At 75.3% G+C, this 25161-nt stretch carries 20 protein-coding genes; 16 read left to right on the top strand and 4 right to left on the bottom strand.

The features are described 5' to 3' along the window. Positions 1–501 precede the first annotated feature (501 nt). Positions 502–1374, top strand: coding sequence for a hypothetical protein (locus ACIRS1_RS30815; RefSeq protein WP_402845390.1), 873 nt, complete (start codon positions 502–504; stop codon positions 1372–1374). Positions 1375–1456: 82 nt separating this feature from the next. Here ACIRS1_RS30815 and ACIRS1_RS30810 read toward each other — a convergent pair whose 3' ends face one another. Beyond that, complete coding sequence (locus ACIRS1_RS30810; RefSeq protein ID WP_402845386.1) at positions 1457–2827, bottom strand: DUF1015 family protein; 1371 nt, start codon at positions 2825–2827, stop codon at positions 1457–1459. A gap of 92 nt (positions 2828–2919) precedes the next feature. Between ACIRS1_RS30810 and ACIRS1_RS30805 the strand changes: the two genes are divergently transcribed. Next, positions 2920–3519: a tetratricopeptide repeat protein gene (locus ACIRS1_RS30805; RefSeq protein ID WP_360209978.1), complete on the top strand. Its 600-nt coding sequence runs from the start codon at positions 2920–2922 to the stop codon at positions 3517–3519. Between the two features lie 62 nt (positions 3520–3581). Beyond that, positions 3582–4619, top strand: coding sequence for an HAD-IIA family hydrolase (locus ACIRS1_RS30800; RefSeq protein WP_402845384.1), 1038 nt, complete (start codon positions 3582–3584; stop codon positions 4617–4619). 116 nt (positions 4620–4735) lie between these two features. On the opposite strand, the gene ACIRS1_RS30795 is transcribed toward ACIRS1_RS30800, so the two are convergent. Continuing rightward, the gene (locus ACIRS1_RS30795; RefSeq protein ID WP_402845383.1) at positions 4736–5083 is read right to left on the bottom strand and encodes an SCP2 sterol-binding domain-containing protein; all 348 of its coding nucleotides are present in this window, start codon (positions 5081–5083) and stop codon (positions 4736–4738) included. A 176-nt stretch (positions 5084–5259) separates the two neighbouring features. On the opposite strand from ACIRS1_RS30795, the gene ACIRS1_RS30790 reads away from it, so the two are divergent. The 4 genes from ACIRS1_RS30790 to ACIRS1_RS30775 all read left to right on the top strand — a co-directional run bounded on the left by ACIRS1_RS30790 (position 5260) and on the right by ACIRS1_RS30775 (position 8224). Next, positions 5260–6207 (top strand): hypothetical protein, encoded by a 948-nt coding sequence (locus ACIRS1_RS30790; RefSeq protein ID WP_402845381.1) that lies wholly within the window; start codon positions 5260–5262, stop codon positions 6205–6207. Continuing rightward, positions 6191–6379, top strand: coding sequence for a hypothetical protein (locus ACIRS1_RS30785; protein ID WP_402845379.1), 189 nt, complete (start codon positions 6191–6193; stop codon positions 6377–6379). Before ACIRS1_RS30790 ends, ACIRS1_RS30785 begins: the two co-directional genes overlap by 17 nt. A 36-nt stretch (positions 6380–6415) precedes the next feature. Next, a complete protein-coding gene (locus tag ACIRS1_RS30780; RefSeq protein ID WP_360209997.1) occupies positions 6416–7222 on the top strand; it encodes a TlyA family RNA methyltransferase in 807 nt (268 codons plus the stop codon). A gap of 93 nt (positions 7223–7315) precedes the next feature. Continuing rightward, positions 7316–8224, top strand: coding sequence for an NAD kinase (locus ACIRS1_RS30775; protein WP_360209968.1), 909 nt, complete (start codon positions 7316–7318; stop codon positions 8222–8224). Between the two features lie 87 nt (positions 8225–8311). Here the strand turns inward: ACIRS1_RS30775 and ACIRS1_RS30770 are convergent, their stop codons facing one another. Then, entirely contained in the window at positions 8312–9829 is a 1518-nt protein-coding gene (locus tag ACIRS1_RS30770) for a PLP-dependent aminotransferase family protein (RefSeq protein ID WP_402845377.1), read from the bottom strand. 286 nt (positions 9830–10115) lie between these two features. Between ACIRS1_RS30770 and ACIRS1_RS30765 the strand changes: the two genes are divergently transcribed. The 3 genes from ACIRS1_RS30765 (at position 10116) to ACIRS1_RS30755 (ending at position 13904) form a co-directional block, all read left to right on the top strand. Further along, entirely contained in the window at positions 10116–10736 is a 621-nt protein-coding gene (locus ACIRS1_RS30765) for a hypothetical protein (RefSeq protein ID WP_360209995.1), read from the top strand. An 88-nt stretch (positions 10737–10824) separates the two neighbouring features. Continuing rightward, entirely contained in the window at positions 10825–12558 is a 1734-nt protein-coding gene (gene recN / locus ACIRS1_RS30760; RefSeq protein ID WP_360209993.1) for a DNA repair protein RecN, read from the top strand. 167 nt (positions 12559–12725) lie between these two features. Further along, positions 12726–13904 (top strand): glycosyltransferase family 4 protein, encoded by a 1179-nt coding sequence (locus ACIRS1_RS30755; RefSeq protein ID WP_360209964.1) that lies wholly within the window; start codon positions 12726–12728, stop codon positions 13902–13904. Positions 13905–14122: 218 nt separating this feature from the next. Here the strand turns inward: ACIRS1_RS30755 and ACIRS1_RS30750 are convergent, their stop codons facing one another. After that, complete coding sequence (locus tag ACIRS1_RS30750; RefSeq protein WP_360209962.1) at positions 14123–16108, bottom strand: glycoside hydrolase family 15 protein; 1986 nt, start codon at positions 16106–16108, stop codon at positions 14123–14125. A 722-nt stretch (positions 16109–16830) separates the two neighbouring features. On the opposite strand from ACIRS1_RS30750, the gene ACIRS1_RS30745 reads away from it, so the two are divergent. From ACIRS1_RS30745 to ACIRS1_RS30720, 6 genes are all read left to right on the top strand, one after another. Next, the gene (locus ACIRS1_RS30745; RefSeq protein ID WP_360209960.1) at positions 16831–18510 is read left to right on the top strand and encodes a CTP synthase; all 1680 of its coding nucleotides are present in this window, start codon (positions 16831–16833) and stop codon (positions 18508–18510) included. 92 nt (positions 18511–18602) lie between these two features. Continuing rightward, positions 18603–19250 (top strand): NUDIX domain-containing protein, encoded by a 648-nt coding sequence (locus ACIRS1_RS30740; RefSeq protein WP_402845374.1) that lies wholly within the window; start codon positions 18603–18605, stop codon positions 19248–19250. Positions 19251–19425: 175 nt separating this feature from the next. Next, a complete protein-coding gene (locus ACIRS1_RS30735) occupies positions 19426–21645 on the top strand; it encodes an AAA family ATPase (RefSeq protein ID WP_402845373.1) in 2220 nt (739 codons plus the stop codon). A 261-nt stretch (positions 21646–21906) separates the two neighbouring features. Beyond that, the gene (gene ald, locus ACIRS1_RS30730) at positions 21907–23022 is read left to right on the top strand and encodes an alanine dehydrogenase (protein WP_360209954.1); all 1116 of its coding nucleotides are present in this window, start codon (positions 21907–21909) and stop codon (positions 23020–23022) included. 425 nt (positions 23023–23447) lie between these two features. Beyond that, complete coding sequence (locus ACIRS1_RS30725) at positions 23448–24515, top strand: ParA family protein (protein ID WP_387906619.1); 1068 nt, start codon at positions 23448–23450, stop codon at positions 24513–24515. Next, entirely contained in the window at positions 24512–25150 is a 639-nt protein-coding gene (locus ACIRS1_RS30720) for a hypothetical protein (protein ID WP_360209950.1), read from the top strand. The genes ACIRS1_RS30725 and ACIRS1_RS30720 overlap by 4 nt, the downstream gene beginning before the upstream one ends. The last annotated feature ends 11 nt before the right edge of the window (positions 25151–25161 follow it).

Raw genomic sequence — 25161 nt, 5'->3', positions numbered from 1 at the left:
CGCGGCGGCTTCCGCCGCGACGACCGCCCGTCCGGTGGCGGCTACAACCGCGACCGCGGCGACCGCCCCTCGGGTGGTTTCAACCGTGACGACCGCGGCGGTTACCGCGGTGGCGACCGTCCGTCCGGTGGCGGTTACAACCGCGACCGCGGCGACCGCCCCTCCGGCGGTGGCTTCCGCCGCGACGACCGCCCGTCCGGTTTCAACCGCGACCGCGGCGACCGCCCCTCCGGCGGTGGGTTCCGTCGTGACGACCGCCCCTCGGGCGGCTACAACCGTGACGACCGTGGTGGCGACCGCGGCGGGTTCCGCCGTGACGACCGCCCGTCCGGCGGCGGCTACCGCCGTGACGACCGCCAGGGCGGCGGCGACCGCGGCCCCCGTCGTGACTACGACGACCGTGGCCCCCGTCGTGACTACGACGACCGCCGCGGCAACTACGAGCCCGTCCGGCGCCTGCCGATCCCGGAGGACGTCACCGGCTTCGAGCTGGACGCGGACGTGCGCCAGGAGCTCAAGAGCCTGCCCAAGACGCTCGCCGACGACGTCGCCCGCAACCTGGTGATGGTGGCCCGCATGCTCGACAGCGAGCCGGAGGAGGCCTACCAGTACTCGCGCATCGCGCTCCGGCTGGCCTCCCGCGTCGCCGCCGTCCGTGAGGCCGCCGGCTTCGCCTCGTACATGACGCAGCGCTACTCCGAGGCGCTGACCGAGTTCCGTGCCGCCCGTCGGATGACCGGTCGCGCGGACCTGTGGCCGGTGATGGCCGACTGCGAGCGCGGTCTGGGCCGCCCGGAGCGGGCGCTGGCGATGGCCGGCGAGCCCGAGGTGAAGCAGCTGGACAAGGCCGGTCAGGTTGAGATGCGCCTGGTCGCCGCGGGTGCCCGCACCGACATGGAGCAGTTCGACGCGGCCGTCGTGACCCTGCAGAGCCCGGAGCTGGCGTCCAGCGCGGTGCACTCGTGGACCGCCCGTCTGCGGTACGCCTACGCCGAGGCGCTGATCGCGGCCGGCCGGGCCGAGGAGGCCCGCGAGTGGTTCGCCAAGGCGGCCGAGGCCGACACCGACGGCACGACCAACGCCTCGGAGCGGCTGGCCGAGATCGACGGCGTCGAGTTCGTGGACGCGCTCGACCCCGAGGCGGCCGAGGAGGAGGCCGAGCAGGCCGACGCCCCGGCGAAGAAGCGTGGCGGCGACGTCTCCGACGACCGCGTGATCTACGAGGACGAGGAGGACGTCGAGGAGTACTACGACGAGGACGACCTCGAGATCGACGAGGACTTCGACGGCGTGGTGCCCGGGCGTTCCGGTGAGGACGGGGCCGAGGCCGGCACCGAGGCGAAGGCCGAGGACAAGGCCGACGCGCAGGGCTGAGCCCGACCGAACGACTGAGGCCCTGCCCTTCCCCGGACATTCGGGGAAGGGCAGGGCCTCACGGCTTTCCGGCTCGCGGGCGCTAGCCCAGTTCGAGGTTGCGCAGCACCAGCCCGGTGGCCGGCTTCGGACCGAAGGAGGTGGACTTGCGCGGCATGGTGACGCCCTGTTCGGCGAGTCTTCGGACCACGCTCTCCCGGACCGGGTGCAGCAGCACCGCGGTGCCGCCGGTCCGGGCGGCCTCCTGCTCGGCGGCCACCGCGGTGTGCAGGTAGCCGATGTCGTCCGGGCCGTCGGGGACGCGCCAGGTGTGGTCGAGCAGGGTGGCGTGCAGGACGGTGGCGTCCAGGTGGCGCCACTCCTGGGGCCGGTCGTGCGGCACGGTGGCGTCGAGCAGGGACTCCTCGGGTTCGCCGAGCAGCCAGTAGACGCCGTCGCCGCCGGTCAGCACGAAGCCGTTGCCGCCGTGACGTTTCTGCTCCGCGAGCGCCTGGAGGGCGGCGCTCAGCGGGCCGGGGACCTCCTTGACCTTCCATTGGTCGCCGAGCTTCTCCAGCGCCTCGGCCACCGGCAGCCGGTACAGGACGCGGTGGATGGCCCGGACCCGCAGCGGGTAGCGGGCGGTGTCCACCAGGAGCACCAGACCGCGGTCCCAGGGGCTGCGCGGCAGGTGGCGGTGTTCGCGCTGGAGGCGCAGGTACATCTCCCAGCGGTGGTGGCCGTCGGCGATCAGGGCCCGGCAGGTGGCCAGGTCGCGGCCGATCTCGGCGATGTCGGCCGGGTCGGTGACCGCCCACAGGCGGTGGTGGGTGCCGTCGCTGGTGGCGGTGGAGAGCAGCGGCTCGCCCTCGACGGCGCGCTCGACGACGCCGGCGGCGCCGCCGTTGCCGCGGTAGGTGAGGAGCAGGGGTTCGAGGTTGGCCCGGGTGGTGCGCATCAGGCCGACCCGGTCGGCGACCGGCCGCGGCATGACGTCCTCGTGCGGGAGGACCACGCCGGCCTCCCGGCCGCTGACCGCGAGCGCGCCGATCAGCCCGCGTTGGAGCAGTTCGGGCGAGTCGGCGGTGGCGGGCACGCGTTGCTCGTAGACGTAGAGTCCGGGCTCCCGGTCGGCGGCGAGGACGCCCTCGCGCTGCCAGTCGGCCAGCAGCCGGGCCGCGTGCCGGTACTTGGTGTCGCGGTCGGGCCGGTCGCCGACGTCCTCGGGCTCGGGCCGGGGCAGGATCAGCCGCACCACGTTGTGCGGGTCCGCGGTCTCCAGGTCGAGCCGACGGCCCGGGTCGACGACGTCGTACGGGGGTGACATGACCGCGGCGAGGGCGCCGACCCGGTCGGGGACGTAGCGCAGGCCGCGGAAGGGGGACAGGGACAGGCCTGCGGTGGCGACGTGCCCGGGATCGCCGGGGCCGCCCTCCGGAGTCTCGACTCCGTGTTCTGCACTGGGTGTGCTCATTCTGGGCATCGTAACCGGGTACGCGTTGTTGAGAGATCGGAATGCCCGTGCCGTCTCGTGGGACGGGTGTGAGACCGAGGGCGAGGTACGGCATGGACGACGGGCAGGAACGGGTGGACGGCGGCGGCCGGGTCGAGCCGCGCGGCACCGGCGGCGCCCCCGGCGGGGGCGCTCCGGCGGACGGCGGCGTGCCGGCCCAGTCGCGCTCCGGCGAGCCGACCGGGGACGTGTACGACTGGTTCCGGCGCGGTGCGCAGCTGCTCGCCCAGGGCCATCCGGCGGCCGCCGAACAGCTGCTGGCCCGGGCGGCGGTGGCCGAGCCGCACTCGCGCAGCATCCGGGAGACGCTGGCACGCGCCCAGTTCGACACCGGGTCGTACGCCGCGGCGCTGGAGAACTTCCGGGCCGTCGCGCTGGCCGATCCCTCGGACGACTACGCTCAGTTCGGGTGGGGCGTCGCGGCGGCCCGGCTGGGCGACTTCGAGACGTCCGCCGAGCACCTGGCGCTGGCCGTGGCGATGCGGCCGGGCACCGAGCACTACCGGGCGGCGCTGCGGCAGACCAGGGCGACCCTGGCGGCCCGCGCCGGGGCCTACGGCCCGCTGCTGCCCGGGGCGCCCGGGTACCTGGCGCCCCCTCCCGGCCCGGACGGGCGGCCGGCGGGCGAGGACGGTGCGGACGACGAGGTCTGACCGGTCCGGCCCGCGGCGCCGCCCGACGAAGCGAACGACGCAGTGAATGAGGTAGCGCAGCCATGACCGAGACGGCCCCCACCGTGCGACGGACCGCCCCCGGCGGCAGCGACCGGCCGCTGACCGAGGCGTACGACACGGCGCTGCTGGACCTGGACGGCGTGGTCTACGCGGGCCCGAACGCCATCGAGCACGCCGTGGAGGCGCTGGACGCCGCCCGGACAGCCGGGATGCGGCTCGCGTACGTGACCAACAACGCCTCCCGCCCGCCGCGCGTGGTGGCGGCGCACCTGACCGAGCTGGGGGTGCCGGCCGAGCCGGGCGACGTGATCAACTCGGCCCAGGCGGCCGCCCGGCTGGTCGCGGAGAAGGTGCCGGCCGGGGCGAAGGTGCTCGTGGTGGGCGGCGCGGGGCTGGAGGAGGCGCTGGCCGAGCGCGGGCTGGTCGCCGTCCGCTCGCTGGACGAGCAGCCGCTCGCGGTGGTGCAGGGCTACGACCCGTCGGTCGGCTGGGCGCAGCTGGCGGAGGCCTCCTACGCGGTGCAGCAGGGGCTGCCGTGGGTGGCCTCCAACACCGACCTGACCGTCCCGACCGCGCGCGGCATCGCCCCCGGCAACGGCACCCTGGTGGCGGCCGTGCGGGCCGCCGCCGGGGTGGACCCGGAGGTGGCGGGCAAGCCGCTGCCGCCGATGCACCGGGAGACCGTGCTGCGGACCGGGGCGCGGCGGCCGCTGGTGGTCGGCGACCGGCTGGACACCGACATCGAGGGCGCCTTCAACGGCGGGGTGGACAGCCTGCTGGTGTTCACCGGGGTGACCACGCCGGTGCAGCTGCTGGCGGCCCCGGTCGAGCACCGGCCGACCTACCTGGCGGCGGACCTGCGCGGGCTGCTGGAGCCGCACCCCGCGGTGGGTCGGGAGGACGGCGGGGCCGGCTGCGGCGGCTGGGTCGCCACGGCCGGGGACGGCGTGCTGCGGCTGTCCGGCGGCGGGGACCGCTGGGACGGCCTGCGGGCGCTATGCGCGGCGGCGTGGGCGGCGCTGGACGCGGACGGGACGGCGGCCGACGGGCGCAAGGCGCTGGCCGAGCTGGGGTTCTGACCCGGCCGGCCGTGGCCGGGCTCGGCGGTGCGGGTGCCCCGGCGGTCGGCGGCATCCGGACCGCCGGGCCCCGCCGTGCCCCGGGTGCAGCACGGCCCGGGCCGCCGGGAGCCGGGTCAGAGCAGGGTGCGCAGCCGCAGCAGGTCGCGGAAGCCTGCCTCCAGCCGGATCCGGCCGGAGGCCCAGGCGGAGGCGAAGTTGAGCCCGCCGCCGACCACGGCCACCAGGTCGTCGCTGCTCATGGTGAGCCGGATCGCGGCCTTCTCACTGGGCGCACCGGGTGCCGAGGCGAGGCCCTGGATCCGGCCGTCGCGCAGCTGACCGGTGAAGGTCAGGTCGAGGTCGGTGATCCGGCAGCTGAGCGAGCGGTCCAGGGCGGCCGCCTTGCGGACGTCGCCGGTGGACTTCGCCATGTTCCGGCTGAGCTGCTCCAGCGCCTCGCGGCACTCCTCGGCGTCGGCCATCGCGGTGCCTCCATCTCTGGGCTCCCGGTGGATTCGGTCGGGTGACGGCGGTGGTCACTGCCGGGCCACGGTACCGCAGGCGGGTTTTGGCGGTAGCGTCGTCCGTGGGGTGCCCGGATCGGCCCGGGCACCGACGGCGACGGAGCGATGCGCGCAGGCGCTTAGGAGGCACCCGGATGCTGCCGAGGACGGTGCGGGGAGTGGCGGAGGTCGCCGCCGGGCTGGTGGAGGAGGTCGGCAAGCGGGTCGTCGGGACGGCGGCCGCGATCCTGGAGCGGACCGGGGTCGACGTCGCCGACGTGGAGCGCCGGCTGGGCGGGCAGTTCCCGCCGTCGGTGCAGACCCTGCAGACCCTGGCGGGCGAGGCGGTCACCGCCGGGCGGGCCGGGGTGGACCTGGCCGTCGGGGTGGCCCGGGGCGAGGTGGAGAAGGCCTTCGAGAAGGTCGGTGACCAGGTCACCAAGGTCGGTGTGGTGCTGGCCTACCTGGAGAGCAAGCTGCGGGAGGTCGAGGAGGACGAGGGCGGGCCGGAGCGCCCCGGCCCGGCGGCGGACGCCCACCGTTCGGAGCAGCCGGTGCCGGCGCCCCGGGCGGACGACCTGTTCGGGCGCGGCTGGGAGGACGAGCAGGCGCGGCCGGAGGCCCGGGCGGCCGGGGAGCCGATAGTGGCGGAGCGGGTGGAGGTGGACGAGCCGGTCGAGGTCGACCCGCCGGTCCCGCCGGTCCCGCGGGCGGCGCCGACGCCGCGGGCCGCGCAGGGGCGGAAGCCGGCGAGCGGGCCCGTGCGCCCGTCCGGGCCCGTCGAGCCCGTCGAGCCCAAGCGGCCGGCGGCGCGCAAGGGCACCGCGAAGAAGGCCCCGGCCGATGCGCCGTCCGGAGCGAAGGCGCCCGGTGCGAAGTCGGGCGGCGCCGAGCCGCCCGGGGCGAAGAAGGCGGCGGCGAAGAAGGCGGCGGCGAAGAAGACGGCGGTCCGCAAGACGGCCGTGAAGAAGACCGCCACCGCGAAGCAGTCCGCCGCCGAGCCGGCCGGGTCGCCCGGGACGCCCGCGAAGCGCACGGCGACGAAGAAGACCACCGTCCGCAAGGCCACCAGCACGAAGCGCTCCGATGACCGGAGCGGCTGACCCGACGGCGCCGCTCGGCGTCGGACTCGCCCCCACCGGCCACCCCGGCGTGGACGCCGGCCTGGCCCGGCTGGAGGCCCTGGACGGGGTCCCCGCCGAGGCGCACGTCGCGGTGTACGAAGATGTTCACCAGCGGCTCGCCGACATGCTGGCCGCGCTCGACCAGGAATGATCCGCAGGACCCGTAGGAGCTGAAGCACCAGTGGCAGTGGCACGACGCCGACTCGACGCGGAGCTGGTCCGCCGCAAGCTGGCCCGGTCGCGCGAGCACGCGTCCGAGCTGATCGCAGCCGGCCGGGTGACCGTCGGCGGCACGACCGCGACCAAGCCGGCCACCCAGGTGGAGACCTCGGCGGCGGTCGTGGTGGCCAAGGACGAGAACGACCCCGACTACGTTTCGCGCGGCGGGCACAAGCTGGCCGGGGCGTTCGCCGCCTTCGTCCCGCAGGGTCTCGTGGTGGAGGGCCGCCGGGCGCTGGACGCGGGCGCCTCCACCGGCGGGTTCACCGACGTCCTGCTGCGGGCCGGTGCCTCCGGCGTGCTCGCCGTGGACGTCGGCTACGGGCAGCTCGCGTGGTCGCTGCAGAGCGACGAGCGGGTGACGGTGATGGACCGCACCAACGTCCGCGAGCTCAGCCTGGAGCTGATCGGCGGCACCCCGGTCGACCTGGTGGTCGGCGACCTGTCGTTCATCTCGCTGGGCCTGGTGCTGCCCGCGCTGGCCGGCTGCGCGGCCGAGGACGCGGACCTGGTGCTGATGGTCAAGCCGCAGTTCGAGATCGGCAAGGAGCGGCTGGGCAGCGGTGGGGTGGTGCGCAGTCCGGAGCTGCGCGCGGAGATGGTGCGCCAGGTCGCCGGGCAGGCGTGGGAGCTGGGCCTGGGCGTGCGTGCCGTCACCGCGAGCCCGCTGCCGGGCCCGTCCGGGAACGTCGAGTACTTCCTCTGGCTGCGCCGCGACGCCCCGCAGTTGAACCCTGCGGAGGCGGACCGGGCCGTCGCCGAGGGGCCCCGATAGGGTGCTCTGCGGGCGTCCGGTCCGTCATGCTGTGTGACGCGACCGCACCGGGGCGGAGGGCGGCCCGGCAGGCGTGAGGGAGAGGGCAGCGGCATGAGCGATGACGAGCGTACGGTCTTCCTGATCGCGCACACCGGCCGGGAGGCGGCGCTGCGCAGCGTCGAGGGCCTGGTGCACGGGCTGCTGAAGGCGGGCATCCGGATCAGACTGCTCGCCTCCGAGGCGGTGGGCCTGGACCTGCCGGACGGGGTGGAGAAGGTCGCCGGTGGCCCGGGGGCGGCGGACGGCTGCGAGCTGATCCTGGTCGCCGGCGGGGACGGGACGCTGCTGCGCGGGGCGGAGCTGGCGCGCGAGCACGGGCTGCCGATGCTCGGGATCAACCTGGGCCGGGTGGGCTTCCTCGCCGAGGCCGAGCGGGACGACCTGGCCGTGGTGGTCGAGCGGGTGGTGGACGCCGACTACACGGTCGAGGAGCGGATGACGATCGACGTCATCGTCCGCACCAACGGCGATGTGCTGCACCAGGACTGGGCGTTGAACGAGGCGTCGATCGAGAAGGCGTCCCGGGAGCGGATGCTGGAGGTGGTGACCGAGGTGGACGGCCGTCCGGTCTCCAACTTCGGCTGTGACGGGGTGGTCTGCGCGACGCCGACCGGCTCCACCGCGTACGCGTTCTCCGGCGGCGGGCCGGTGGTCTGGCCGGAGGTGGAGGCGCTGCTGATGGTGCCGATCTCCGCGCACGCGCTGTTCGCCCGCCCGCTGGTGACCTCTCCGCACTCCGTGCTGGCCGTGGAGGTGCAGCCCAAGACCCCGCACGGCGTGCTCTGGTGCGACGGCCGGCGCTCGGTCGAACTGCCCGCGGGCGCCCGGGTGGAGGTCCGCCGGGGCCAGACGCCGGTGCGGCTGGCCCGACTGCACCGGGCGCCGTTCACCGACCGGCTGGTGGCCAAGTTCGCGCTGCCGGTGACGGGTTGGCGCGGCCGGGCGGACACCGGCTGCTGACCGCGGGCCGTCCGGCGGATCCGGGGGCCCCGGCGGACCGGCGCGCGCCGTGGTGCGCCCGGCAACCCGCCGGACGGCCGCCGGCCGTCAGACGGCCAGGGGTTGGTCCTGGTCGGCCGGTCCGTACCGGCCGCCCGCCGCCGCCCGCGCGGCCAGCGCGGTGAGCCGTCGTACGGCGTCGGGGACGGCCGGGGCGGGCACGGTGAGCGGGATCCGGACGTGGTGCTCGAAGGCGCCGTCCGAGCCGAACCGGTTGCCCGCGGCGATCCGGATGCCGTCGCGCTCCCCGGCCCGCGCCAGCGCCGCGCCGGAGAGAGCGCCGGTGGACACCCAGAACGAGAGCCCGCCGGGCGGTGGCGGGAAGGTCCAGTCCGGCAGCCGCTCGGCCAGTGCGGCCGCGAAGGTGTGCGCGGTGGCCCGCAGCCGGTCCAGCTGGTGCGTGCGCACGGCCGTCAGCGGCTCGCCCAGCAGGTCGGCGGCGATCAGCTGGTCGAGCACCGGGGTGCCGACGTCGCTGTAGACCCGGTCGGCGGCCAGCCGGCGCACCAGCGCGGGCGCGGCCCGCACCCAGCCGATCCGCAGCCCGCCCCAGAGCAGCTTGCCCGCGGAGCCGACGGTGACCACCTGGGCGGCTCGGTCCAGCGCCGCCGCCGGGCGCGGCAGGGGCTCGGACTCCGGGACGCCCCAACCGAGTTCGGCGGTGGTCTCGTCGACCAGGACGACGCTGCCGGCGGCCCGGGCGGCGGCCAGCAGCTCGCGCCGCTGCTCCTCGCCGACCAGGGCGCCGGTCGGGTTGTGGAAGTCCGGGATCACGTAGGCGACCTTGGGCGCCGCGCCGCGCAGCACCCGGCGCCACTCGGCGAGGTCCCACGGGGCCGGGCCGCTCGGCCCGGGGAGCGGGCCGGGGGCGTACGGCACGGGCACCAGGCGGGCGCCGGCGATCCGTAGCGCCTGCAGGGTGTGGGCGTAGCTGGGCGCCTCGACGGCGACCCGGTCGCCGCGGCCGATCAGTGCCCGCTGGACGAGGTGCAGGGCGCCCATCGCGCCGGTGGTGACGAGGATCTGGTCCGGGGTGGTGGGCAGCCCGCGCTCGGTGTACCGCCGGGCGACGGCCTCGCGCAGCACCGGGACGCCGGTGGGGTAGTGGCCGTGTCCGGCGGCGTAGTGGGGCAGTTGCTCGACGGCGCGGGCGGCGGCCGCGCCGAGGAAGGGCTGCGGGGCGGGCAGGGCGGCGACGCCGAGGTCCAGGGTGCGGCCGAGCTCGTCCGGCGGGACGGGGTGCAGGGCGTCGCCGGGCGGCGGGGCGCCCTCGGGCAGCGCGGTCCAGCTGCCGGCGCCGCGGCGGCTGCGCAGGTAGCCCTCGGCGCGCAGGGTCTCGTAGGCGGTGGCGACGGTGGTGCGGCTGAGCTCCAGGGCGGTGGCGAGTTCGCGTTCGGCGGGCAGCCGGGCGCCGACCGGCAGGCGGCCCTCGGTGACCAGCAGCCGGATCTGCCCGGCGAGGGTCCGGTAGGCGGGGCGTCGGGGGCCGGGGGCGTCGGGCAGCCGGGCGGTGGCGAGCAGCCGGGCCAGCGCGGGCGGGGTGACGGTGGTGTGCCAGTCGGCCATGGGGGATCAGTCCACTTGCTCGGAATTGGCCCTGGAGGGGGTCGCTTTGGCCTGGCCATCATGGCAGGGCGGCCATCGAGTCCGCCACCGCCGGGGCAGCCGGGCGGTGCAGCACCACCCGCAGGAGCTCCCGTTGGCCACCACGCACCCGACCACGCCCGACCGGCCCTCCGAGGCCCCGCCCGCCGCCGCGCCGGCCGCCCCGCCCGGAGCCGCCGCGCCGACCGTCCAGCCGGCCGGGCCCGCCGGCCGGTCGGGGGCCGCCCGGCCGGCCCGTGCCGCCCGCCTGCTCGGCGACACCCACGCGCTGGGCCGCCGGATCCCGCAGCTCGCGGTCGGCCTCTACCTGTACGGCGCGAGCATGGCGCTGATGCTCCGCTCCGGCCTCGGCCTCGACCCGTGGGACGTCTTCCACCAGGGCCTGCAGCGTGCCGCGGGCCTCTCGGTGGGCGCCTGGGTGACCATCTGCGGCGCCCTGGTCCTGCTGCTGTGGATCCCGATCCGCCAGCGCCCGGGCGTCGGCACGGTGGCGAACGTCCTGGTGCTGGGCGCGTCGATGGACCTCACCCTGCGGCTGGTCGACGGCCCGGCCGGGCTGCCCGCCCGGATCGCGCTGATGGCCGCCGCGATCGCGCTGAACGGCCTGGCCACCGGCCTCTACATCGGTGCCCGCTTCGGCCCCGGCCCGCGCGACGGCCTGATGACCGGCCTGCACCGGCGCACCGGGCGCTCGCTGCGGCTGATCCGCACCGGCATCGAGGTCACCGTCCTGGTCGCCGGCGTGCTGCTCGGCGGCACCGCCGGAGTCGGCACGGTCGCGTACGCGCTGGCCATCGGCCCGCTGGTGCAGTTCTTCCTGCCGTGGTGCACGGTGCCGGGCCCCGGGCAAACCTCCCGGAAGGGGTGAACTTCCGGGCACGGAGTTGCCGCGCGCCGTTGCCGCTCGTCGCGCGCCGGGGGTGGAACCTCGTAAGGTCGTCTCCGTGTTGGACGAGATGCGGATACGGGATCTTGGGGTCATCGACGACGCGGTGGTCGAACTCGCGCCCGGCTTCACCGCCGTGACCGGTGAGACCGGCGCCGGGAAGACCATGGTCGTGACGAGCCTCGGCCTGCTGCTCGGCGGCCGCGCCGACCCGGGCCTGGTGCGCAACGGCACCGGGCGCGCGGTCGTCGAGGGCCGGCTCGAGCTGCCCGCCGACTCTCCGGTGGCGGCCCGGGCGGTGGAAGCCGGGGCCGAGCTGGACGACGGCGCGCTGCTGATCAGCCGCACCGTCTCCGCCGAGGGCCGCTCCCGGGCCTACGTGGGCGGCCGGGCCGTGCCGGTCGGCCTGCTCGCCGAGCTCGGCGAGGACCTGATCGCCGTGCACGGCCAGACCGACCAGCAGCGGCTGCTGCGCCCGGCCCGCCAGCGCGGCGCGCTGGACCGGTACGCGGGCGAGACCGTGGCCGGGCCGCTGGCCCGCTACCGGGAGACCTACCGCAGCCTGCGCGAGGTCTCCGCCACGCTGGAGGAGCTCACCACCCAGGCGCGCGAGCGCGCCCAGGAGGCCGACCTGCTCCGGTTCGGCCTGGACGAGATCGCCGCCGCCGAGCCGGTGGCCGGCGAGGACGTCGAGCTGGCCGCCGAGGCCGAGCGGCTCGGCCACGCCGACGCGCTCTCCTCCGCCGCCACCCTCGCCCACGCCGCGCTGGCCGGCGACCCGGCGGACCCGGAGGCGCTGGACGCCGGCACCCTGCTCGCGCAGTCCCGCCGCGCCCTGGACGCCGTGCGCCACCACGACGAGCGCCTGGCCGCGCTCGCCGACCGCGTCAACGAGGTCGGCTACCTGCTCGCCGACGTGGCCGGCGACCTGGCCGGGTACGCGGACGACCTCGACGCCGACCCCGTCCGGCTCGCCGCCGTCGAGGACCGCCGGTCCGTGCTGGCCCAGCTGCTGCGCAAGTACGGCGGCCCCGAGAACACCCTCGCCGAGGTGATCGCCTGGGCCGAGGCCGGCGCCGCCCGGCTCGCCGAACTCGACGGCGACGACGACCGGATCGACCAGCTCGGCGCCCGCGAGACGGAGCTGCGGGCCGAGTTGGCCGAGCTGGCCGCCGAGGTGTCGGCCGCCCGCCACGCCGCCGCCGGGCGCTTCGCCGAGGCCGTCTCCGCCGAGCTCGCCGAACTGGCCATGCCGCACGCCCGGGTGACCTTCTCGATCACCCGGGTCGACGACCTGTCCGGCATCGAGCTCGAGGGCCGCACCGTCGCCTACGGGCCGCACGGCGTGGACGAGGTCGAGGTGCTGCTCGCCCCGCACCCCGGGGCCCAGCCCCGGCCGATCGCCAAGGGCGCCTCCGGCGGTGAGCTGTCGCGGGTGATGCTCGCCGTCGAGGTGGTCTTCGCGGGCGCCGACCCCGTCCCCACCTACCTGTTCGACGAGGTGGACGCGGGCGTCGGCGGCAAGGCCGCGGTGGAGATCGGGCGCCGGCTGGCGAAGCTGGCCGAGTCCGCCCAGGTCGTGGTGGTCACCCACCTCCCGCAGGTCGCCGCCTTCGCGGACCGGCACCTGGTCGTGGAGAAGACCCACGACGGCACCGTGACCCGCAGCGGCGTCAAGGTGCTGAACGACGAGGAGCGGGTGCGCGAACTCTCGCGGATGCTGGCCGGCCTGGAGGACTCCGAGCTGGGCCGCGCCCACGCGGAGGAACTGCTGGCAGCGGCCCGGGCCCCGCGCCACCGCTAGCCGGGCGCGGCGGCCCCGCGGACGGACGGCGACGCGCCCCGGGTGCGGCCGACTGTCCAAGAGGGCCGCCGACCTGGCATGGTGGCGGCTGGACACTGGCTTTCCAGTCCCGAGCGCCGTCGGCGGGCAATCCTCGCGGAAGCGGCGCGCGAACCTGATCGAGTCGGATGCGAGAGAACGTGGACCATTCCGCCGCCCGGGCCGCCGCGGCCACCCCCGAACCGGGGCAGCTGCACGTGGTACTCGTCCTGGCCGCCAGCACCGGCGGCATCGGTGCGCACGTGCGCTCCCTCGCCCAGGGCCTGGTCGCCCACGGCGTGACCGTCACGGTCTGCGCCCCGGCCGGCACGGACGCCCTGTTCGGCTTCTCCCGCACCGGCGCCAGGTTCCACACCGTCGACATCACCCCCACCGCCGGCGCCCGCAGCGACGCCACCGCGATCGGCGAACTGCGCCGGGCCTTCACCGGTGCCGACGTCGTCCACGCGCACGGGCTGCGCGCCGGGCTGCTCTCCGACCTCGCGCTGCGCACCGCCGGCCGCTTCCCCGGCCTGCGCCCGGAGACCCCGCTGGTGGTCACCTCGCACCACGCGCTGCTGGCCACCGGCATGGAGCGCCGGCTGCAGCGGCTGATGGAGCGCCGGGTGGCGCGTGCCGCCGACCTCGTCCTCGGCGCCTCCTCCGACCTCGTCGCCCGGGCCCGTGAGCTGGGGGCCACCGACGCCCGGCTCGGCCCGGTGGCCGCCCCGCCGATGCCCGAGGGCCGGCTGGACCGGGCCGCCGCCCGTGCCGCCCTGCTCGGTGACGGACCGGACCGGCCGCTGGTGCTCGCGGTCGGCCGGCTCGTCCCGCAGAAGGCCTTCGGGCAGCTGCTGGACGCCACCCGCGAACTGTCCGCACTCGACCCGGAGCCGCTGCTGCTGCTCGCCGGGGACGGCCCGGAGGCGGCCGGACTGCGCGAGCGGGTGGCCGCCGAGAAGCTGCCGGTACGGCTGCTCGGCTACCGCACCGACGTCCCCGACCTGCTGGCCGCCGCCGACGCGGTGGTCGTCTCCAGCCGCTGGGAGGCCCGCTCGCTGGTCGTGCAGGAGGCGATGCGGGCCGGCGTGCCGGTCGTCGCCACCGCCGTCGGCGGGATCCCCGAACTGGTCGGCGACGCGGCCGTGCTGGTGCCCGCCGGGGACCCGGCCGCGCTCGGCCGGGCGGTGGCCGAGCTGCTGTCCGACCCGGCGCGCCGCGGGCGGCTGGCGGCGGCCGGCCGGCAGCAGGCCGAGACCTGGCCGGACGAGGCCGCCACCGTGGCCCAGGTGCTGAGCACCTACGACGAGCTGGTCCAGCGGGCCTGAGCCCCGGCCGGCCCTGACGGCCGCCGCCCCGGCCGGCCGGACCGCAGCCAGCCGCCCTAAGGCGTGTCTTGTGGATCACTGCCGGGGTCGCGGCGTCAGGGCACGCACCTCGCCGCGTTGTCGTCGGTCGCCGATGCTCCGCATGGACTCCCTCCTCCGCCTTGCGATGCACGCACCCTGACGCCGCGACCTATCCGACAAGATCCACAAGACACGCCCTAGACGGTCGCCTGTTCCACCCGGTCGGCCGCCAGGCCGTCCGGCTGGGCGGACAGGTAGGCGCCCCCGCAGGCGGTCAGCCGCAGCGCGGTGTCGATCAGCGGCACGTGGCTGAAGGCCTGCGGGAAGTTGCCGACCTGCCGCTTGAGCCGCGGGTCCCACTCCTCGGCGAGCAGCCCGATGTCGTTGCGCAGCCCGAGCAGCCGGTCGAACAGCTCGCGGGCCTCCTGCACCCGGCCGATCATGGCGAGGTCGTCGGCGAGCCAGAACGAGCAGGCCAGGAAGGCCCCTTCGTGCCCGGACAGGCCGTCGACGTTGTTGCCGCTCTCGTCGTGGGTCGGGTAGCGCAGCACGAAGCCGTCCTCCGTGGACAGCTCGCGCTGGATCGCCTCGATGGTGCCGATCACCCGCTTGTCGTCCGGCGGCAGGAAGCCGACCTGCGGGATGAGCAGCAGCGAGGCGTCCAGCTCCTTGCCCCCGTAGTACTGGGTGAAGGTGTTGCGCTCCGGGTCGTAGCCCCGCTCGCAGACGTCCCGGTGGATGGTCTCCCGCAGGCCGCGCCAGCGCTCCAGGTGCTCGTCGGACGGGGCGTCCTCGGGCGTCTGCTCCAGCAGCTTGATCGTCCGGTCGACGGCGACCCAGGCCATCACCTTGGAGTGGACGAAGTGCCGGCGGGGGCCGCGGACCTCCCAGATGCCCTCGTCCGGCTCCTGCCAGTGGTCCTCCAGGTACTCGATCAGGCGCAGCTGGAGGTGGTGGGCGTGGTCGTTGCGGACCAGACCGGTCATGTGGGCCAGGTGCAGCGCCTCGACGACCTCGCCGTAGACGTCGAGCTGGAGCTGGCCGGCGGCGCCGTTGCCGACCCGGACGGGCTGGGAGCCCTCGTAGCCGGGCAGCCAGTCCAGCGAGGACTCGGTGAGCTCGCGCTCGCCGGCGATGCCGTACATGATCTGCAGGTTCTCCGGGTCGCCGGCGACCGCCCGCAGCAGCCACTCGCGCCAGGCGCGGGCCTCGTCGCGGTAGCCGGTGCGCAGCAGCGAGGAGAGCGTGATGGCCGCGTCGCGGAGCCAGGTGTAGCGGTAGTCCCAGTTGCGCTCGCCGCCGATGTCCTCCGGCAGCGAGGTGGTGGGGGCCGCGACGATGCCGCCGGTGGGGGCGTAGGTGAGGCCCTTGAGGGTGATCAGGGAGCGGATCACGGCCTCGCGGTACGGGCCCTGGTAGGTGCACTGGCCGGCCCACTCGTGCCAGAAGTCGGCGGTGGCGTCGAGCATCTCCTCGGCGTCCGGGGGCGTGGGCGGGTCCAGGTGGGAGGCCTGCCAGGTGAGGGCGAAGGCGATCCGCTCGCCGGCGGTGACGGTGAAGTCGGCGTAGGTGGTGAGGTCGCGGCCGTAGGTCTCGGCCTCGCCGTCCAGCCAGACCGAGTCGGGCCCGGCGACGGCGACGGTGCGGTGCCCGCCGTCGGCCTGCTCGACCCGGTGCACCCAGGGGACCACCCGGCCGTAGGAGAAGCGCATCCGCACGGCCGAGCGCATCCGGACGGTGCCGGCGACGCCCTCGACGATCCGGATCACCTGCGGGACGGCGTCGCGGCCGGCGAGCGGGCGCGGCGGCATGAAGTCGATCACCCGGACGGTGCCGCCTTGGGCGTCCCACTCCTGCTCCAGGATCAGCGAGTCGCCCCGGTAGCGGCGGCGGTCGGCGGGGACGGCCGGGGCGGCGGCGGTGGGCGGCGGGACCCGCAGGTCGCCGGTGTCGGTGAAGCGGGCGGCGACGGCCGGTGCGGCGGGGGCGGGGACCTCGCTCACGACGGCTTCGGCCGGCCCGATCCGCCAGAAGCCGTGTTCATCGGTGCCGAGCAGGCCGGCGAACACGGCCGGCGAGTCGAAGCGGGGCAGGCAGAGCCAGTCCACCGCCCCGTCCCTGCTGACCAGGGCAGCGGTCTGCATGTCCCCGATGAGTGCGTAGTCCTCGATACGGCCGGCCACGTGGATCTCCAGTTCGCAATGTGGTCAGGACGCAACGGCGATCCGGGGGAGCGAGCGGTCTGCGGGGCCGGAGGTCCACCCCGGGACGTCCGGCCCGCCGGGGGGTGGTGGCGGGCCTTGCTGGAGTGTCCGTGCGGGGCCCGGTCGAGCCCCTGGAGCGGGTGGGGAGGAACTGGATTACGGGGAGGTCCGGTCGCGCATCGGGGACCGGGAGTGTCCTGACGCTCCCACGCCCTCCGCGTGCTCGTGCTGTCGGCGATGCGTCCGTGCAGCTTACGACGGACGAAAGGGGCGAAGCACGCGGGCGCAGCCTCGTGTGGCGCCACAATTCGGCGGAAATGCCGTGCATCGCGAGGGTGTCGCCGAGGATGGCCCGGACGGATCAGCCCCGGCTGGTCCCGGTGGAGGGGCTGTCATGGCCCGAACGGGGTGCCCCGGGGTGGCCCGGTCCGGCCGTGGTGCGACCGGTGTGACTGCTGGGCCGGATGGTGCGCCGGTGGTGCGCCCCGCGTACGCCCCCGGGGTGCCGCGAGCGGGCCGGAAGGCGTCCCGTCCGGGTCACTGATACCCTGGTATCCCGTGGACCGGTGGGATCAAACGCCCCGGACCAGCCGAATCGACGACCCTCCGAGCGCCGTGCTCCGCACCGGCCTCCCGTCGCCAGGCGAGCCGCGAGCCTCCCACCACGTCACCTTCGACACGCGACCCACGGGAGCCCCCTCTTGGCACAGCCCCATTCCGGCAAGGCAGCGAACGGCCGCGCCGTGACGACCAAGCACCTCTTCGTCACCGGGGGTGTCGCCTCGTCGCTCGGCAAGGGCCTCACCGCCTCCAGCCTCGGCGCGCTGCTCAAGGCCCGCGGCCTGCGCGTGACGATGCAGAAGCTCGACCCGTACCTCAACGTGGACCCGGGCACCATGAACCCGTTCCAGCACGGTGAGGTCTTCGTCACCGACGACGGCGCCGAGACCGACCTGGACATCGGCCACTACGAGCGGTTCCTCGACACGAACCTGCACGGCTCGGCCAACGTCACCACCGGCCAGGTGTACTCCACGGTCATCGCCAAGGAGCGCCGCGGCGAGTACCTGGGCGACACCGTCCAGGTCATCCCGCACATCACCAACGAGATCAAGTCCCGGATCCGCCGGATGGCGACCGAGGACGTCGACGTGGTGATCACCGAGGTCGGCGGCACCGTCGGCGACATCGAGTCGCTGCCGTTCCTGGAGGCCGTCCGCCAGGTCCGCCACGAGGTCGGCCGGGACAACGTGTTCTTCGTGCACGTCTCCCTGCTGCCGTACATCGGCCCCTCGGGCGAGCTGAAGACCAAGCCCACCCAGCACTCCGTCGCCGCGCTGCGCAACATCGGCATCCAGCCCGACGCCGTCGTGCTGCGCGCCGACCGCGAGGTCCCGCAGGCCATCAAGCGCAAGATCTCGCTGATGTGCGACGTGGACGAGGAGGCCGTGGTCGCGGCCATCGACGCCAAGTCGATCTACGACATCCCCAAGGTCCTGCACGGCGAGGGCCTGGACGCCTACGTGGTGCGCAGGCTCGACCTGCCGTTCCGCGACGTCGACTGGACCACCTGGGACGACCTGCTGCGCCGCGTTCACGAGCCGCAGCACATCGTCAAGGTCGCGCTGGTCGGCAAGTACATCGACCTCCCGGACGCCTACCTGTCGGTGACCGAGGCGCTGCGCGCCGGCGGCTTCGCCAACAACGCCCGGGTCGAGATCAAGTGGGTCACCTCGGACGACTGCGAGACCCCCGAGGGCGCCCGGGAGCAGCTCGGAGACGTGGACGCGATCTGCATCCCCGGCGGCTTCGGCGACCGCGGCGTCAACGGCAAGGTCGGCGCCATCACCTACGCCCGCGAGAACAAGGTCCCGCTGCTCGGCCTCTGCCTGGGCCTGCAGTGCGTCGTGATCGAGGCGGCCCGCAACCTGGCCGGCCTGCCCGAGGCGAACTCCACCGAGTTCGACGCCGCGGCCAAGCACCCGGTCGTCTCCACCATGGCCGAGCAGCTGGCCATCGTCGACGGCAAGGGCGACCTGGGCGGCACCATGCGCCTGGGCCTGTACCCGGCCAAGCTCGCCGAGGGCTCCATCGTGCGCGAGGTCTACGCCGGCGAGCAGTACGTCGAGGAGCGTCACCGCCACCGCTACGAGGTCAACAACGCGTACCGCGCGGACCTCGAGAAGACCGGTCTGCAGTTCTCCGGCCTCTCGCCCAAGGGCGACCTGGTGGAGTACGTCGAGTACCCCCGCGAGGTGCACCCGTACCTGGTCGCCACCCAGGCCCACCCGGAGCTGAAGTCCCGCCCGACCCGCCCGCACCCGCTGTTCGCGGGCCTGGTCAAGGCCGCCATCGAGATCAAGACCGCCACTGCCGAGTAATCGTCGGTCGTTCACCGGACGGCGGCCCCGCGATTCCCGCGGGGCCGCCGTCCGGCGTTAGATTGTGTCGTACTGACGAAAAGGGGAGAGCGATGGACGAGCAGAGCGACCTGGTGATCGCCGACGCGGCCGAGGAGTGGGAGGTCCGGGAGAGCCGGACGCCGTTCCAGGGCAAGGTCACCGGAGTGCGCAGCGAGGAGGTCCGGATGCCCGACGGCAGCTGGGCCCGCCGTGACTACCAGACCCACCCGGGCTCGGTCTCCGTGCTCGCCCTGGACGACAAGGAGCGGGTGCTCGTCCTGCGGCAGTACCGCCACCCCGTCCGCCACCGCCTCTGGGAGCTGCCGGCCGGGCTGCTGGACGTGCCCGGCGAGAACCCGTGGCACGCCGCCCGGCGCGAGCTGTTCGAGGAGGCACACTGCTGCGCCGACACCTGGCGCGTCCTGGTGGACTTCTACACCTCCCCGGGCGGCACCGACGAGGCGCTGCGGATGTTCCTCGCCACCGACCTCTCGGCCGCCGAGGGCGAGCGCTACGAGGCGCACGGCGAGGAGCAGGAGATCGAGGTCGCCTGGGTGCCGGTGCCGGAGCTGATCCGGCTGATCCAGGCCGGGCTGCTGCACAACCCGACCCTGATCACCGGCACCCTCGCCCTGCACGCCGCCCTCACCGGGGCGGACGGACTGGACGCGCTGCGCCCGGCGGACTCGCCCTGGCCGGCCCGGCCCTTCGAGGCGTGAGCGAACGGCCCGGCCGCCCGCGGCCGCGCCGCGGTTGATCCACGGGGGTGATTTACCGGTTCGTACGACCGGATGTCACCTCGGCTGAGCCGGACGGTCGAACTACGCTTCGCAGACAGGGCGCCCGTCCCGGGCCGCCCCCGCGGAGCGCCGGATGACGTCGGGAGTGGCACGGGTGGCGAGGAAGACGGCGACGATGGACCCCGGCCCCGACGCGCCCCCCGGGGCCGTCCCCGGCCTGGACCGGCTGCCGGCCGGGCCCGCGCTGTTCGTCGGGCGGCGGGCCGAACTGGCCGCACTGCGGGCGGCCGCGGCCCGCCCGGCCAGCGGCCGCAGCACGGTGCTGGTGCTGGCCGGGCGCCCCGGCTCCGGACGCACCGCGCTGGCGGCCCGCTTCGCCCGCACCGTCGCCGCCGACCACCCCGACGGCGTGCTCTTCGCGCGCCTGTCCGCGGCCGACGGCGGCCGGGTGCCGCCCGCCCGGGCCGCCCGGCTGCTGCTGGAGCAGCTCGACCCCGAGGCCCCGGTGCCGCTGCCCGGGGCCGTCGGGGACGGGCGGGACGAACCGGCCTGCGTGGCGCTGCGCGAGGCGCTGGCCGGCCGCCGGGTGCTGGTGGTCCTGGACGACGTCCGCGACGCCGGGCAGCTGTGGCCGCTGCTCGCGGACGAGCCGGGCTGCCTGGTGCTCGCCACCACCGCCGGACCGCTCACCGGGATCGAGGACATCGACCCGGTGATCCTCGGCGGGCTCGACCGGCAGGCCTCCGGCGAGTTGCTCGCCGACCTGGTCGGCGGTACCAGGATCTCCTGCGACCCGGTCGGCGGGGCCGATCTGGCGGAGGCGTGCGCGGCGCGCCCGGCCGCGCTGCGGCTGATGGCCGGGTGGCTGCGCGGCAACCCGAAGGCGGCGGTCACCGAGGCGGCGGCCGAGCTCACCCGGGTGGTCGGCGAGGAGTCGGAGCGGGGGGCGGCGCCGAAGCGGAAGGGCGGGCGCCAGGGCGGGGCGGCCGGGGGGACGGAGACGGCGGTGGGGAGCGCGGCGGTGGCGGCCGAGGGGGCCGCGCCGGCTCCCGGAACCGGGGGAATCGCGGGCACCGCGGGTGCTGAGGGCGCCGTGGGTGCCCCGGGGGAGTCCGGGAGGCCGGGGAAGGCCGAGCGGTCCGGGCAGCCCCGGAAGCCCGGGGACCGCCGCAAGCAGCCCAAGGACCGGGAGCCGGAGAAGTCCGCGGGCGCCGCCCGGCCGGCGGAGGAGCCCCTGGCCGGTACCGCCGCCGGGGACCAGGCGTCCTGGGTCAAGCCCGGGCCGGAGCCGGCCGAGCCGGTGCCCGTTCCCGACAACGACCCGCTGATCGGCGCGTTCACCCTGCTGTACGGCACGCTCCCGGCGGCCCAGGCGCGGATGCTGCGCGCCCTCACCCTCGCCCCGGCGCAGACCGCCGACCCGCGCACCGCCTCGGCCCTGGTCGGCTGCCCGGCGCCGGAGGCGGCCGCGACGCTGGCGGCGCTGGCCGAGCACGAGCTGCTCGGGAAGGAGGCCCCGGCCGCCGACGGCAGCCCGCGCTACCGGGTGCCCGGCCGGCTCTACCCGCGGCTCGTCCGGCTGCGGGAGCGGGAGGACCGGCCGGCCGAGACCGAACTCGCCCGGGCCCGGCTGCTGGAGCGGCTGGTGCGCCTCACCGAGTCGGCGCGCGCCCTGCTGGACCCGGCGGGCGGCCCCGCCCCCGACCCGCTGCCCGCCCCGCTGCGGCTCGGCTCGGCCGGGCACGCCCGGGAGTGGCTGCTCGGGGAGCGGGACCTGTTGCTCGGCGCGGTCGCCGACGCGATCGGCCAGGGCGACCTGGACGGCTCGGCCGGCCGGCTGGTCACGGCCCTGCTGCGGGCCCTGCCGCTGACCGGCGCCGCGGCCCCCGCGGACCTCTACCGGCTGCACGAGCTGGTGCTGACCGTCGCCGAACGGCACGGCAAGCCGCGCCGGGCCTCGGCGGCGCTGCTCAACCTGGGGGACCTCCAGGTGGCGGCGGGCCGCTGGGAGCAGGCCGGTGCGCACTACCGGGCCGCCCTGGAGCACGCCCGGACGGCCGACGACGAGCCGCTGTGCGCGCGGGCCCTGGAGGGTGCGGCCGGCTGCCACCGGGCGCTCGGCGACGCCGTGCGCGCCGCCGACTGGTACGGGCGGGCGCTCGGCCTGCGGCAGTCGCTGGGCGACCAGGCCGCGGAGGCGAGGCTGCTCGCCCGGGTGGCCGAGGCGCACACCGCGCAGCGCAGGTTCGACGAGGCGGACCGGGAGTACCGGGCGGCCCTGTCGGTGCTGCGCCGCCTCGGCGACGAACGCGGCCGGGAGGCCGTCGGCGCCGCCCTGGCGGACCTGCGGGAACGCGTCGACGCCGGGTGGTGAGAGGCCTTTAGGGGGTATTGTCGAAGATGCCCGGTTCATACGCTTTTGGCGGGAAGATCGCAGGGGAAGCCTACGAACCTGCCAATGTGTTCGGCAGATTTATTCACTTTGGAAGGCTGACACGCCGACTGGGCTTCATTACACTCGAACTCAGTCGCGCAGCGATCCATGCCCCGGGCTGCCCCGGAGGCTTCCCCACGTGCGCGTCGCCCGCCGGTCTTCTCCGGTAGGGACCCCCATGGCAAGAGGACGTGTTTAGCCGTGAAGGTCGGCATCCCCCGCGAGGTCAAGAACCACGAGTACCGCGTGGCCATCACGCCCGCCGGCGTGCATGAGCTGGTCCGCAACGGACACGAGGTCTACATCGAGGACAACGCCGGTGTCGGCTCCTCGATCCCCAACGAGGAGTACGTGGCCGCCGGCGCCACCATCCTCCCCACCGCCGACGAGGTGTGGGCCACCGCCGACCTGCTGCTGAAGGTCAAGGAGCCCATCGCCTCCGAGTACCACCGGCTGCGGAAGGGCCAGACCCTCTTCACGTACCTGCACCTCGCGGCCGACCGTGCCGGCACCGACGCGCTGGTCGCCTCCGGCACCACCGCCATCGCGTACGAGACCGTGCAGCTCGGCAACGGCGCCCTGCCGCTGCTCGCCCCGATGTCCGAGGTCGCGGGCCGGCTGGCCCCGCAGGTCGGCTCGTACCACCTGATGCGCCCGGCCGGCGGCCGCGGCGTGCTGCCGGGCGGCGTGCCCGGCACCCACCCGGCGAAGGCCGTCGTCATCGGCGGTGGCGTCTCCGGCTGGCACGCGGCCACCATCGCCATCGGCATGGGCTACGACGTGACCCTGCTCGACCGCGACATCAACAAGCTGCGCGAGGCCGACCGCATCTTCGGCACGAAGATCAAGGCCATCGTCTCCAACACCTTCGAGCTGGAGAAGGCCGTCATCGAGGCCGACCTGGTCATCGGCGCGGTGCTGATCCCGGGCGCCAAGGCCCCGAAGCTCGTCACCAACGAGCTGGTCTCCCGCATGAAGCCGGGCTCCGTGCTCGTCGACATCGCCATCGACCAGGGCGGCTGCTTCGAGGACTCGCACCCGACCACGCACGCCGAGCCGACCTTCCAGGTCCACAACTCGGTCTTCTACTGCGTGGCCAACATGCCGGGCGCCGTCCCGAACACCTCCACCTACGCGCTGACCAACGCGACGATGCCCTACGTCGTCGAGCTGGCCAACCGCGGTTGGAAGGAGGCGCTGCGCCGCGACCCGGCGCTCGCCAAGGGCCTGAACGTCCACGAGGGCCAGATCACCTTCCCCGCCGTGGCCGAGGCCTTCGGCCTGGAGTCGGTCTCCCTGGAGAGCGTGCTCGCCTGATCCACCAGACCGCCCGGCGGTCCTTCGCCCCCGACCCTCTCCCCCCGGGCCGGGGGCTTCGCCGTGCCCGTGAACGGGCGGGGGAGCGGGCGGGTCGCTCTGTCGTCAATTTCCGTGGGTCGCGTCACCCGACCGCAGAAACGTTAGGGTCAACGGCCCACTCATCCCTTGACATCGGCCCGCCTGATAGTCGACACATCCTGCCCACTACCGTGGATTGTGTTGCTGCGAACGCCTGGAACGGCCTAGAGTCGCAAACCGTCGGCATGCTGCCACGCTGACGAATCGACATAGAGTCCTGGATGCCCAAGGAGGTAAGACGACTTGTGAATGAGTCGACATTTGCTCCCGGGGGTGGTCAGCCAGGACTGGCGGAGCGCACCGCCGGCCAGCCGAGTGAGGAGCCCGGGGCCCGGCAGGCCACCGTGGGCTCGGCCGAGGTCGGCTCGGTCGCACTCCGTACCTTCGAAGCACGCCAGAACACAGCACAGGTGACCACGGTGACCGAACACGACACCGACTTGGCGGCCTACGGAGTGGGCTACGGCGACTTCGCCTACGGCGCCTACGACGACCCGGACGCCGAGTACGAGCCGGATCCGGAGTACGCCGCCACGCTGGCCCCGGACGCCGCCCGCCAGCGCCGCGAGCGGGTCGGCCCGACCGGCCGCCCGCTGCCGTACTTCCCGATCCCCGCGCCGGTCGCCGAGCACGGCCCCGCCCAGATCATCGCGATGTGCAACCAGAAGGGCGGCGTCGGCAAGACCACGTCGACCATCAACCTGGGTGCCGCGCTCGCCGAGTACGGCCGCCGGGTGCTGCTCGTCGACTTCGACCCGCAGGGCGCGCTCTCCGTCGGACTGGGCGTCAACCCGATGGAGCTCGACGTCACCGTCTACAACCTGCTCATGGAGCGGGGCCTGACGGCCGATGAGGTGCTGCTCAAGACGGCCGTGCCGGGCATGGACCTGCTGCCGTCCAACATCGACCTCTCCGCGGCCGAGGTGCAGCTGGTCAGCGAGGTGGCCCGGGAGTCCGCGCTGGCGCGCGCCCTGAAGCCGCTGCTGCCCGACTACGACTACGTCATCATCGACTGCCAGCCCTCGCTGGGCCTGCTGACGGTCAATGCGCTGACGGCCGCTCACAGCGTCATCGTCCCGCTCGAGTGCGAGTTCTTCGCGCTGCGCGGCGTCGCGCTGCTGACCGAGACCATCGAGAAGGTGTGCGAGCGACTCAACCCCGAGCTGCGCCTGGACGGCATCCTCGCCACCATGTACGACTCGCGCACCGTGCACAGCCGTGAGGTGCTGGCGCGCGTCGTCGAGGCGTTCGGCGAGCACGTCTTCCACACCGTCATCGGGCGGACCGTGCGCTTCCCCGAGACCACCGTCGCCGGCGAGCCGATCACGACGTACGCGACCAACTCGGTCGGCGCCGCCGCCTACCGCCAGCTCGCCAGGGAGGTGCTCGACCGGTGCCGCCCCGCCGAGTGAGTCTCCCGGGTGCCGACGAGCTGTTCCGGACCACCGGCGGGATGGCGCTGTCGCCGTCCCTCGCGCCGCGTCCGGCCGCCGAGGCATCCAGACCGGAGACCGCGCGGAACGCCGGCGGCACGGACGGGCAGGACGGCGCCGAGGGCACCCAGGACGCCAACGGCACGCAGGACGCCCAGCGCGCCGGCGGGGCCGGACGCAGGCCGTCCCAGGACCAGCAGCCGGCCTCCGTGCCGGCACCCGCGCAGCCGCCCGTCCAGCGGTCCGCCGCACCGGCGGGCTCCCCGGGGGCCGCGCAGGCCGCCGCCGGCGGCCGCGCAGCAGCCCCCGCGCCGGGCGGCCGCCAGCACGCCGGCACCGCCGAGGAGGCGCCGGGCACCGCCGGGCGCGCCCGGCCGCGCGGCCGCGCGCCGCGCCGCCCCAGCGGGCGCGAGCGGCACGACGAGAAGATCACCGTGTACGTGTCCGCCGAGGAGCTCATGGACCTGGAGCACACCCGGCTGGTGCTGCGCGGCGAGCACGGCCTGGCCGTGGACCGCGGGCGGATCGTCCGGGAGGCCATCGCGGTCGTCCTGGCGGACCTGGAGCAGCGCGGCGAGGCCTCCATCCTGGTGCGGCGGCTGCGCGGGCGGTAGCCGCCCCTGAG

The organism is Kitasatospora sp. NPDC101176, from assembly GCF_044768035.1.
Classification (GTDB): Bacteria; Actinomycetota; Actinomycetes; order Streptomycetales; family Streptomycetaceae; genus Kitasatospora.
The sequence above is the reverse complement of the archived record's forward strand: the minus strand, read 5'-3'. Positions and strand labels throughout refer to the sequence as shown.

Excerpts from the sequence above, each read along its gene's own strand:
- ACIRS1_RS30810 (WP_402845386.1), bottom strand. The coding sequence starts at position 2,827 with ATGAGCACACCCAGTGCAGAACACGGAGTCGAGACTCCGGAGGGCGGC.
- ACIRS1_RS30805 (WP_360209978.1), top strand. The coding sequence starts at position 2,920 with ATGGACGACGGGCAGGAACGGGTGGACGGCGGCGGCCGGGTCGAGCCG.
- ACIRS1_RS30800 (WP_402845384.1), top strand. The coding sequence starts at position 3,582 with ATGACCGAGACGGCCCCCACCGTGCGACGGACCGCCCCCGGCGGCAGC.
- ACIRS1_RS30795 (WP_402845383.1), bottom strand. The coding sequence starts at position 5,083 with ATGGCCGACGCCGAGGAGTGCCGCGAGGCGCTGGAGCAGCTCAGCCGG.
- ACIRS1_RS30790 (WP_402845381.1), top strand. The coding sequence starts at position 5,260 with ATGCTGCCGAGGACGGTGCGGGGAGTGGCGGAGGTCGCCGCCGGGCTG.
- ACIRS1_RS30785 (WP_402845379.1), top strand. The coding sequence starts at position 6,191 with ATGACCGGAGCGGCTGACCCGACGGCGCCGCTCGGCGTCGGACTCGCC.
- ACIRS1_RS30775 (WP_360209968.1), top strand. The coding sequence starts at position 7,316 with ATGAGCGATGACGAGCGTACGGTCTTCCTGATCGCGCACACCGGCCGG.
- ACIRS1_RS30770 (WP_402845377.1), bottom strand. The coding sequence starts at position 9,829 with ATGGCCGACTGGCACACCACCGTCACCCCGCCCGCGCTGGCCCGGCTG.
- recN (WP_360209993.1), top strand. The coding sequence starts at position 10,825 with ATGCGGATACGGGATCTTGGGGTCATCGACGACGCGGTGGTCGAACTC.
- ACIRS1_RS30755 (WP_360209964.1), top strand. The coding sequence starts at position 12,726 with ATGCGAGAGAACGTGGACCATTCCGCCGCCCGGGCCGCCGCGGCCACC.
- ACIRS1_RS30740 (WP_402845374.1), top strand. The coding sequence starts at position 18,603 with ATGGACGAGCAGAGCGACCTGGTGATCGCCGACGCGGCCGAGGAGTGG.